The organism is Photobacterium sp. BZF1 (assembly GCF_014349205.1).
GTDB lineage: Bacteria > Pseudomonadota > Gammaproteobacteria > Enterobacterales > Vibrionaceae > Photobacterium.
The window spans coordinates 62,224-71,836 of the sequence record NZ_JACSOF010000007.1 but is presented as its reverse complement, the minus strand read 5'-3'; the positions used below and the strand labels follow the sequence as shown (position 1 = coordinate 71,836).

Sequence of the window (9,613 nt, the reverse complement as noted above, 5' to 3'; positions counted from 1 at the left end):
GGCCGGGGGGGCTCATCCGGCCAAAACTCAGAAACTAACGCACCTTGCTCGACTATCGAAGCCGCCAAATCACGGTGCTTGGCAGGGTACACCTTGTTTAAACCAGAACCTAATACCGCTACCGTCACACCGCCATTTTTCAGTGCGCCATAATGGGCCCGGCCATCAACGCCCAATGCCAAGCCACTGGTCACCACATAATCAGCCGCAACCATGGCCGCAGCAAACTCGTAAGCTAATTCCAAGCCATCAATACTGGCGGTACGGCTTCCCACCATAGCCAGTTGGGGCTCATGCAGCCAATGGGGATCACCACGGACAAACAACAAGGGTGGGGGAGAGGGAATTTCTTTAAGTAAAGAAGGATAAAGCGGGGAGTCGAGAGCAATGACCTGCTGGTTTGGCTGCAAGTGCCACTCTAGGCAACTATCTATCCTTTTTTTCGGCGGGTTGGTTATATGCTGGCGTTGACGCTCAGTCAGTCCGAGTCCGGCCTGCTCGCGACCAGATAACTCAAGCAGTTCTGACGGGGTTATACGCTCCAGCAAGCGGCCAATTCGATAACCGCCTAACTGGGGCGCAGAAGCCAAAATGAGCCAATCAGTAAGAGACGACATCTCGCCAAATCTAGCCGGTTCGTGGCGGTACTAACTGCACGCCGGCCCTGAAAGGCTCTGTCGCCTTGGTCACCACAGCCAGGCTGAAATAATCATAAGGCCGGATCACCATCACTTCTCCGATTGGGATGTCCCTTAGCTGATGAGACTGAGACAAAGTCAGGGAGGAGGACATTATTGGGCTCTCCGGTTTGCCGTACTCGTAGGCTCCCTTATTGCCCATATACGTTGCGCCAGGGCGCAGGATATGGAATACATGGCCAGCAGCAAGCCCATCAAGATGCCCCCGATCCAGCACCACAACTTCATGGGTGGCGATATATGCCATTCCCCCCAACCCTGCCACAACTTTGGTATTTGTCGGTTCTTGGTAAGGGGATGGGATAAAACTCAACGCAGCCTTGCTAGGTGGTAACGGTGCGGGCAAGAGTACATCATTGGGCTTCACCTCTTTTCTGGCATCAGTCAGCAGCACTGCACTGGTGGTTTCCGTGACGGCAATGACCTCCCCGCGAGCCACTTCTTTTAATGTCGACACCTTTGAGGACTCACCCGACTCCAACTCACGCTGTAGTTGCTGGTGAGGGCGGAAAATCCCCCATTTATCCCCTTTGATTAGCGGCTTATCCACCCATATTGTTTCACCACGGGGAATGTAGCCCTGGGCGCGGCTGTCTCCTATGACATGGGGGAGATGAGGTATATCCTTGTTGGCCAGCAGTTTATCTTCGGCAAGATATGGCAACAGTAGTTGCGCCGGCAATGTCGTGACGGGCTTGGGAGACACTATAGCCCTGGGTGATAAATGCTGGCGAGGCTTGCTTTGCAAGCGGGGTTGGCCATCAACCCAATAGAGATATAGCTGATCACCGGGGTATATCCAATGGGGATCGGCCACCGTCGCGCGATTACTCTGCCACAACTCGGGCCAGCGCCACGGGCTCGAAAGATAATGCCCAGCAATATCCCAGAGTGTATCCCCTTTTTTAACCGTATAAACAGAGGGAGCATCATCAATTACATACAACTCAGAAGCTTGAGCATGACTCGCCACGCCCATTACAGCCATAACGACGCCAAATACCCACTTACCAATTACTGTTTTCAATATTGTCATCACCCCACCACTAAACAACCAGGCAAACCGCTGTCAGCCACTGTGTCAGGCTGTCACCGAGCCCCTCCTGAGTCCAGCGCTGTACACTAGCTATCGATGAGTTTTCGGCCCGCTTCACTTTTCTCATGCTGCGATTGCAGGCTATTGAGGCACCAAGTGCAGCAATACAGGGTCCATAAGCCAAGGGATATAACGGGGTACTATGATTTGGCTTGTAAAATGACTAGAATTAGAACAATTAAACGATCCCTGTTATCAGTACAGTCTTTTAAAACGAGTATCTATGTCTTTATTGCAAGTATTAACATTCCCTGACGAGCGCCTGCGCACCGTTGCCAAGCCTGTTGAAGCCGTAACCCCAGAGATCCAGAAGTTTGTCGATGACATGCTGGAAACCATGTACGACGAAGAAGGGATCGGTCTGGCTGCAACCCAGGTGGATTTCCACCAACGCATCGTGGTGATTGATCTGTCGGAAGAACGCAATGAACCGATGGTACTGATCAACCCAGAGATCATTGAAAAACGCGGCGAAGACGGTATCGAAGAAGGCTGTCTGTCAGTACCAGGTGCCCGTGCCCTTGTGCAGCGCGCAGCTGAAGTGACCGTCAAAGCGCTTAACCGTGACGGCGAAGAGTTTACCTTTGAGGCCGACGACCTGTTAGCTATCTGTATCCAGCACGAGCTTGACCACCTTGAAGGCAAGCTATTTGTTGATTACCTGTCGCCGCTAAAGCGCAAGCGTATCCAGGATAAACTGGCGAAAATCAAACGCTTCAACGAAAAACACGCGAATAACGCCTAATTCGCCAACCAGATTTTAAGGACGCTACCTTGAGCAAACCTTTGAAAATTGTTTTTGCAGGTACTCCGGATTTCGCCGCCCGTCACTTGGCGGCGTTATTGTCTTCGGAGCATGACGTAATTGCGGTTTACACCCAGCCTGACCGCCCCGCTGGCCGTGGTAAAAAGCTGACCGCCAGCCCGGTTAAGAATATTGCGCTTGAACACAATATCCCGGTCTACCAGCCAGAAAACTTCAAGTCAGATGAAGCCAAGCAGCAACTTGCCGAACTTGATGCCGACATCATGGTGGTTGTCGCTTACGGGCTACTGTTGCCACAAGCGGTACTTGATACCCCGAAACTGGGCTGTATCAATGTCCACGGCTCTATCCTGCCACGCTGGCGTGGCGCAGCACCCATCCAGCGTTCAATCTGGGCGGGTGATGCCGAAACCGGCGTGACCATCATGCAGATGGATATCGGCCTTGATACTGGTGATATGCTGAAAATTGCCACCTTGCCTATCGAGCCGACTGATACCAGTGCGTCGATGTATGAGAAACTGGCCGAGCTTGGTCCTGTTGCCTTAGTCGATTGCCTGGCTGATATTGCCGAGGGCAAAGCGGTACCGGTAAAACAGGATGATGCGCTGGCCAACTACGCCAAGAAGCTGAGCAAAGAAGAGGCCTGCATCAACTGGGCCGATGATGCTGAGCATATCGAGCGCTGCATCCGCGCTTTCAACCCATGGCCGATGAGCTACTTTGTGGTCGCCGAGCAAAATGTCAAAGTCTGGCAGGCCAATGTTGAAGCCGATAACCAAGGCAAAGCACCGGGAACGGTTCTGGCCGCCGACAAGCAAGGGATCTTGGTTGCTACCGGCCAAGGGGCACTTCGCCTGACCGAACTCCAGCCGCCGGGCAAAAAAGCGATGCAGGCACACGATCTGCTGAACTCGCGCCGCGAGTGGTTCGAACCCGGCACGGTACTGTAACCTTCCAAGGGCCAGTGCTTGCACTGGCCTTACTTTTTTCAACCCGCTGCCACGGCGATAAGCCACTGGGAGCAGGTCAACACATCAGGAAATCTGCATGAACGTAAGAGCTGCAGCCGCCAAGGTTATCTACCAAGTGGTTGATCAGGGCCAGTCGCTTTCTACCGCACTGCCGGCTGCCCAACAAGATATCAAAGAGCGTGATCACGCGCTGCTCCAGGAGATCTGCTACGGTGTCCTGCGCTGGCTTCCTCGCCTAGAGTCGATTACCCAGCAACTCATGGACAAACCGCTCAAAGGCAAACAACGTGTCTTCCACCACCTTATTCTTGTTGGACTTTACCAGCTAGGTTATATGCGTATTCCTGCCCACGCCGCTGTGGCTGAGACCGTGAATGCCACCAAGAACCTGAAAAAGCCTCAGCTGCGCGGCCTGATCAATGCAATCCTGCGTAACTACCAACGCCAGCAAGAAGCCCTAGATGAACAGGCTACCAGCCATGATGCCGGTCGCTACGGCCACCCGGGCTGGTTGCTCAAGCTGCTCAAGGCAAGCTACCCAGAGCAACTTGATAGTATCACTACCGCCAACAATACCAAGGCGCCGATGTGGCTGCGTGTTAACCGCCAGCACCACACCCGTGATGCATACCGAGCATTGCTTGATGAGGCCGGTATCGGCACCGATATCCATCCGGAAGCGCCTGATGCCCTCAAGCTCCATGCGCCATGCGATGTCAACAAGTTACCTGGCTTTGCCGATGGCTGGGTGTCAGTCCAGGATGCTGCCGCCCAATTGTCAGTGGAATACCTCCAGCCACAATCTGGCGAGCTGATCCTCGATTGCTGTGCTGCGCCAGGAGGCAAAACTGCCCATATCATGGAACGCCAGCCGGATACCCAAGTGGTCGCAATTGATTGTGACGACAACCGCCTCAAGCGCGTGCATGACAACCTCCAGCGCCTTAACCTAAACGCTCAGGTACTGTGTGCCGATGCCCGTTACCCAGAGCAATGGTGGCAGGGCGAGCAGTTCGACCGTATATTGCTGGATGCCCCTTGTTCGGCCACTGGTGTGATCCGCCGCCATCCAGATATCAAATGGTTGCGCCGCGCCGATGATATCGAAGCACTGGCCCAGCTGCAGTCTGAAATCGTCGATGCGATGTGGCAACAGCTTAAGCCAGGCGGCACCTTGGTCTATGCGACATGTTCGATCACCCCACAGGAAAACAGCGAACAGGTTAAAGCCTTCCTTTCCCGTACAGCGGATGCCGAACTGATAGGTAGCGACCGCCAGCAACCGGGCCGCCAGATATTGCCTGGCGAACAGGATATGGACGGCTTCTACTATGCCGTTATGCGTAAAACAAGCTAACTAACTGATGACGGAACTTGACTATCAAGTTCCGTTTTTTTGTTCACATTTCGGGACCTTAAGCGGGAAAATCTTCGTGTTCGCTTTCTAACGCTGAAAACTAAGTTATTCTAAATGAGCAGAGTTCTGCATGACCCTTATCCCGAAGCGTAGTAACCTACAACGATTCTATTAATCAGGCATATGCTATGAAAATTATCATTCTCGGAGCCGGACAGGTCGGCGGTACCCTTGCCGAAAACCTGGTTGGCGAGAACAACGATATTACTATCGTCGATAAGGACCCTGAGCGCCTGCGCGAGCTGCAAGACAAGTATGATTTGCGGGTTGTGCAGGGCTTTGCCAGCCATCCCCGTACCCTGCGCGAAGCCGGGGCACAGGATGCCGACATGCTGGTATCGGTCACCAACTCCGATGAAACCAATATGATCGCCTGCCAGATCGCCTTTACCCTGTTCAACACCCCAAACCGGGTAGCGCGTATCCGTTCACCGGAATACCTCAAGGAGAAGGATCAGTTGTTCCAATCCGATGCGGTTCCGGTTGATCACCTGATCGCCCCGGAAGAGCTGGTCACCGGTTACATTGAACGCCTGATTGAATACCCGGGAGCTTTGCAGGTAGTCGGTTTTGCCGAAGACAAAGTCGGCCTGGTTGCGGTTAAAGCCTACTACGGCGGCCCGCTGGTCGGTAACGCGTTGTCAGCACTGCGCGAGCATATGCCCCATGTCGATACCCGGGTTGCAGCGATTTTCCGTCAGGGACGCCCGATACGCCCGCGCGGCACCACCATTATCGAAGCCGATGACGAAGTCTTCTTCGTGGCGGCAAGCAACCATATCCGCTCGGTGATGAGTGAATTGCAGCGCCTAGAAAAACCTTACAAGCGCCTGATGATTGTCGGCGGTGGTAACATCGGTGCCGGTCTCGCCCGCCGCCTTGAGCAGAGCTACAGTGTCAAGCTGATCGAGCGTAACCCCGAGCGCGCCGAGAACCTGTCGGAAATGCTGGAAAACACCATCGTCTTCTGCGGTGACGCGTCCGATCAGGAATTGCTAAGTGAAGAGCACATCGAGCAAATCGATGTATTTATTGCCGTCACCAATGACGACGAAGCCAACATCATGTCTGCGATGCTAGCCAAACGGATGGGGGCCAAAAAGGTCATGGTACTGATCCAGCGCGGCGCCTATGTCGACTTGGTCCAGGGCGGTACTATTGATATTGCCATTTCGCCACAGCAAGCCACGATTTCAGCGCTGCTGACCCACGTGCGTAAGGCCGATATCGTCAACGTTTCTTCGCTGCGCCGCGGTGCTGCCGAAGCCATCGAGGCCATTGCCCACGGTGACTCAACAACATCCAAGGTGGTCGGTAAGGCCGTCGGTGACATCAAACTGCCACCGGGCACCACCATCGGCGCGGTTGTCCGCGGTGAAGAAGTCCTTATTGCCCATGACCGTACCGTGATCGAACAAAACGACCACGTGGTCATGTTCCTGGTCGATAAGAAATACATCCCAGACGTCGAACGCCTGTTCCAACCTAGTCCGTTCTTCCTGTAGCAGCCATCATGGTTAACTTTCGTCCCATTCTGTTCGTGATCGGGCTGGTCTTATCTAAGATCGCCCTGTTCATGTATGTCCCGACCCTGGTGGCCTTCGCCACCGGGACCGAGGGCTTTATCGACTTCGCCACTGCCGTCATTATTACCCACACAGTGGCCTTCCTCTGCCTGACATTCGGCCGCACTAGCGAGTTCAAGCTCAGCGTGCGGGATATGTTCATGATCACCACCTTGGTGTGGACCATCGCCAGTGCCTTTGCCGCCCTGCCGTTCGTCTTCATCAACCATATCAGCTTCACCGATGCCTACTTCGAGACCATGTCGGGGATCACCACCACCGGCTCGACAGTGCTCAGTGGGCTGGACAATATGGCCCCGAGTATCTTGCTCTGGCGTTCCACCTTGCAATGGCTGGGTGGCATCGGCTTTATCGTCATGGGGGTGGCAATCTTGCCGATGCTCAATGTCGGTGGTATGCGCCTGTTCCAGACCGAGTCTTCCGACTGGTCGGATAAAAGCTCACCGCGGACCAAGAGTGTGGCCAAGAACATCGTAAATGTTTACCTCAGCCTGACCGGGCTGTGTTTCCTCGGCTACCTGCTGACCGGCATGAATACCTTCGATGCCATCAACCATGCCTTTACCACGCTGTCGACCGGGGGCTACTCGACTTCGGATGGCTCAATGAACCACTTCTCCAACAGCGCCCACTGGGTAGCGATAGCGTTCATGTTTGCCGGCGGCCTGCCATTCCTGCTTTTTGTCCAGGCCTTGCGCAAGCGTGAGGCCCGCACCTTGCTCAGCGATGCCCAGGTAAGAGGGTTTACCCTGTTGGTTTTCAGCGCTGGGCTTGCCGTGGCGCTGTGGCTGACCTGGCAGTTGGACTACCGTTTTATCGACGCCTTCCGCGTATCACTGTTCAACATCATCTCGGTGGTCACCACCACAGGTTTTGGCCTTGATGATTTCACCGCCTGGGGACCTTTCCCGACCATCATCTTTGCCTTCATCATGCTGGTCGGAGGGTGTTCGGGCTCGACTGCCGGGGGGATCAAAATTTTCCGCTTCCAGGTCGCTTTCGCCCTGCTGCGCAAGCAGATGATGCAGCTGATCCATCCTTCTGGCGTCTTCATCCAACGCTATAACGGCCGGCCGGTCACCGATGGTATCGTCCGCTCCGTGGTTGCCTTTGCCCTGACCTTTGTCCTTACCATCGTCGTCGTGGCCGCGATCCTTGGCATGCTAGGGTTAGATGCCATCACCAGCATCACGGGTGCTGTTACCGCGGTAGCTAATGTTGGTCCGGGAATGGGGAATATAATAGGGCCGACGGGTAACTTTGCCACCTTGCCCGATCTGGCTAAGTGGACCCTGAGCTTTGGCATGTTGATGGGAAGGTTGGAGATCCTAACCGTGCTGGTCGTGTTCTTTCCGGCTTTCTGGCGTAACTAGCCCGAGATGTGGTCTTAGCAGAAAACAAAAGAGAGCCAACCGGCTCTCTTTTTGTATTCTTTGTTCGTCAATGCCTAGACAGGCTTGACGTAGAAATAAATCGCCAAGAAATGCAAGACGGTGCCACCCAGCACGAACAAGTGCCAGATCGCATGGTTGTAGGGGATACGCTTGTTAACGTAGAACACTACACCAATTGAGTAAACAATCCCGCCTGCTGCCAACAATACCAAACCACCAGTCGCCAGCGTCATCGCCAGCGGGTAAATCGCGATTAACGATAGCCACCCCATGGTCAGGTATGTCGCCAGTGACAACCGCTTAAAACGATATACAAAGGCAATTTTGAGAACGATGCCTATCAGAGCAATGGCCCAAATCACCGCCATCAGGGTAATGGCAAGCGGTGTACGCAGGGTGATCAACAAAAAGGGGGTGTAGGTACCGGCTATCAGCAGATAGATAGCACAGTGGTCAAAGGTTTTCAGAGCCCGTTTGGCCCGTTCGAAAGGAATGGCATGATAGAGCGTTGATGCCAGGTAGAGCAGGATCATACTGGCACCATAGATACTTAGGCTGGTAATACTGAGTGCATCGGCACCGTTGCTGACTGCCTGCACCAGCAACAATACCAAGCCGATAATACCAAACACCATGCCAAGGCCATGGCTAATACTGTTTGCCACCTCTTCTCTGACCGAATACCCCGATTCTGTTGCCAATTGCTTTGCCATTACTGTCATCCTAAATATAGAGTTTATGCTCAATATATTTAGCAGTATGGCACATTTAGCTTACAGGTGTAAGCTGAAGTGGGCGTTTTTTGTGAATCGTTCTTATTTCGCAATCAAAGCCAGCAAAATTTCAGCCGCTAGGTTGTTTGGTCAAGAAATGCCAGCACCCGCTCTCCCGCTTGTTGGGGATGCAAGCTGGCAGGGATCTCACAGAAACGCTCCAACTCTCCCCGGCCAAGTAGGCCCGAGAGCATACCGCCGAAACCGCGTTGGCGGCGGTCTATCTCGAACCACATCTGCAACCCTGATTCATCTCGGAATGCCACCACCTCTAGCTCGCGCCAGCGGCCATGGTAAGGGCCCGATACTGGTACAAACTCAAATTCCTGGACAAACGGCAGCTCAAAACCTTTGGCCGCTTCGCATTCCACCTGGCGGATCCGAAGGCCAGCCAGTTCCAGTGCCGAGAACACACCATCTAACAAGGGATCCGGCCTGACGGTCAGCAAATCTTTGTCTTTGGCATCAAATGCCAGTGGCATATCAAGGTGGGTTTCGAGCCAGACATGGGAATCACCAATGGTGATGGGGGTATTGAAAGGCAGCGCCAAGCTGACATCAAAATGGCGCTCTTCGTTGGCACCAATGACAAACGAGTAGGGCAGCGACCATTCAGCCAAACGGCAGGTTTGGGTGACCTTTTCCTTGCGGTGTTGGCTGTCACCCCGGCTGGTTTCCACTTCTTCTTCGTAGTGGCAACATAGGAACAGGTAAATATTGTCGATTTGCTGCTCCACCTTACCGCCATGGACCTGTACATCGACCTCAAGGGGTTCACCGGGGATCAGTACGCCTTGTGGCAGCACAGTATCGACCCGAGCCGAGCCAATTCCCAGGCTGGCCAAGCTTTTGCGGAATAATGACATCTGAGCATCTCCTTTGCTGCATACGCATGGCCAACAGAACCAA

9 protein-coding genes are annotated in these 9,613 nt (G+C 53.8%); 5 read left to right on the top strand and 4 right to left on the bottom strand.

Annotated features, from left to right (window positions below):
* Positions 1-617 (bottom strand): DNA-processing protein DprA (locus BIZ37_RS02725; RefSeq protein WP_187460195.1); only part of this gene is annotated, 617 nt, incomplete at its 3' end.
* A gap of 10 nt (positions 618-627) precedes the next feature.
* Positions 628-1,734, bottom strand: coding sequence for a LysM peptidoglycan-binding domain-containing protein (locus BIZ37_RS02720; RefSeq protein ID WP_187460194.1), 1,107 nt, complete (start codon positions 1,732-1,734; stop codon positions 628-630).
* Positions 1,735-2,017: 283 nt separating this feature from the next.
* Here BIZ37_RS02720 and def point away from each other — a divergent pair, with 283 nt between their 5' ends.
* The 5 genes from def to BIZ37_RS02695 all read left to right on the top strand — a co-directional run bounded on the left by def (position 2,018) and on the right by BIZ37_RS02695 (position 7,910).
* On the top strand, positions 2,018-2,539 hold the full coding sequence (def, locus tag BIZ37_RS02715; RefSeq protein WP_107301397.1) for a peptide deformylase: 522 nt from the start codon (positions 2,018-2,020) through the stop codon (positions 2,537-2,539).
* A 29-nt stretch (positions 2,540-2,568) separates the two neighbouring features.
* Positions 2,569-3,513 (top strand): methionyl-tRNA formyltransferase, encoded by a 945-nt coding sequence (fmt, locus tag BIZ37_RS02710; protein WP_187460193.1) that lies wholly within the window; start codon positions 2,569-2,571, stop codon positions 3,511-3,513.
* Positions 3,514-3,610: 97 nt separating this feature from the next.
* The gene (gene rsmB / locus BIZ37_RS02705) at positions 3,611-4,891 is read left to right on the top strand and encodes a 16S rRNA (cytosine(967)-C(5))-methyltransferase RsmB (RefSeq protein WP_187460192.1); all 1,281 of its coding nucleotides are present in this window, start codon (positions 3,611-3,613) and stop codon (positions 4,889-4,891) included.
* A 188-nt stretch (positions 4,892-5,079) separates the two neighbouring features.
* A complete protein-coding gene (gene trkA / locus BIZ37_RS02700; RefSeq protein WP_107301394.1) occupies positions 5,080-6,456 on the top strand; it encodes a Trk system potassium transporter TrkA in 1,377 nt (458 codons plus the stop codon).
* Between the two features lie 119 nt (positions 6,457-6,575).
* Positions 6,576-7,910 carry a TrkH family potassium uptake protein gene (locus BIZ37_RS02695; protein ID WP_370577291.1) on the top strand — a complete coding sequence of 445 codons (1,335 nt, stop codon included), beginning with the start codon at positions 6,576-6,578 and terminating at the stop codon, positions 7,908-7,910.
* 74 nt (positions 7,911-7,984) lie between these two features.
* Here the strand turns inward: BIZ37_RS02695 and BIZ37_RS02690 are convergent, their stop codons facing one another.
* Together BIZ37_RS02690 and BIZ37_RS02685 are read right to left on the bottom strand one after the other, a co-directional pair.
* On the bottom strand, positions 7,985-8,644 hold the full coding sequence (locus tag BIZ37_RS02690) for a hemolysin III family protein (RefSeq protein ID WP_187460190.1): 660 nt from the start codon (positions 8,642-8,644) through the stop codon (positions 7,985-7,987).
* 137 nt (positions 8,645-8,781) lie between these two features.
* Positions 8,782-9,570 carry a sporulation protein gene (locus BIZ37_RS02685; RefSeq protein ID WP_187460189.1) on the bottom strand — a complete coding sequence of 263 codons (789 nt, stop codon included), beginning with the start codon at positions 9,568-9,570 and terminating at the stop codon, positions 8,782-8,784.
* Positions 9,571-9,613: the final 43 nt, after the last annotated feature.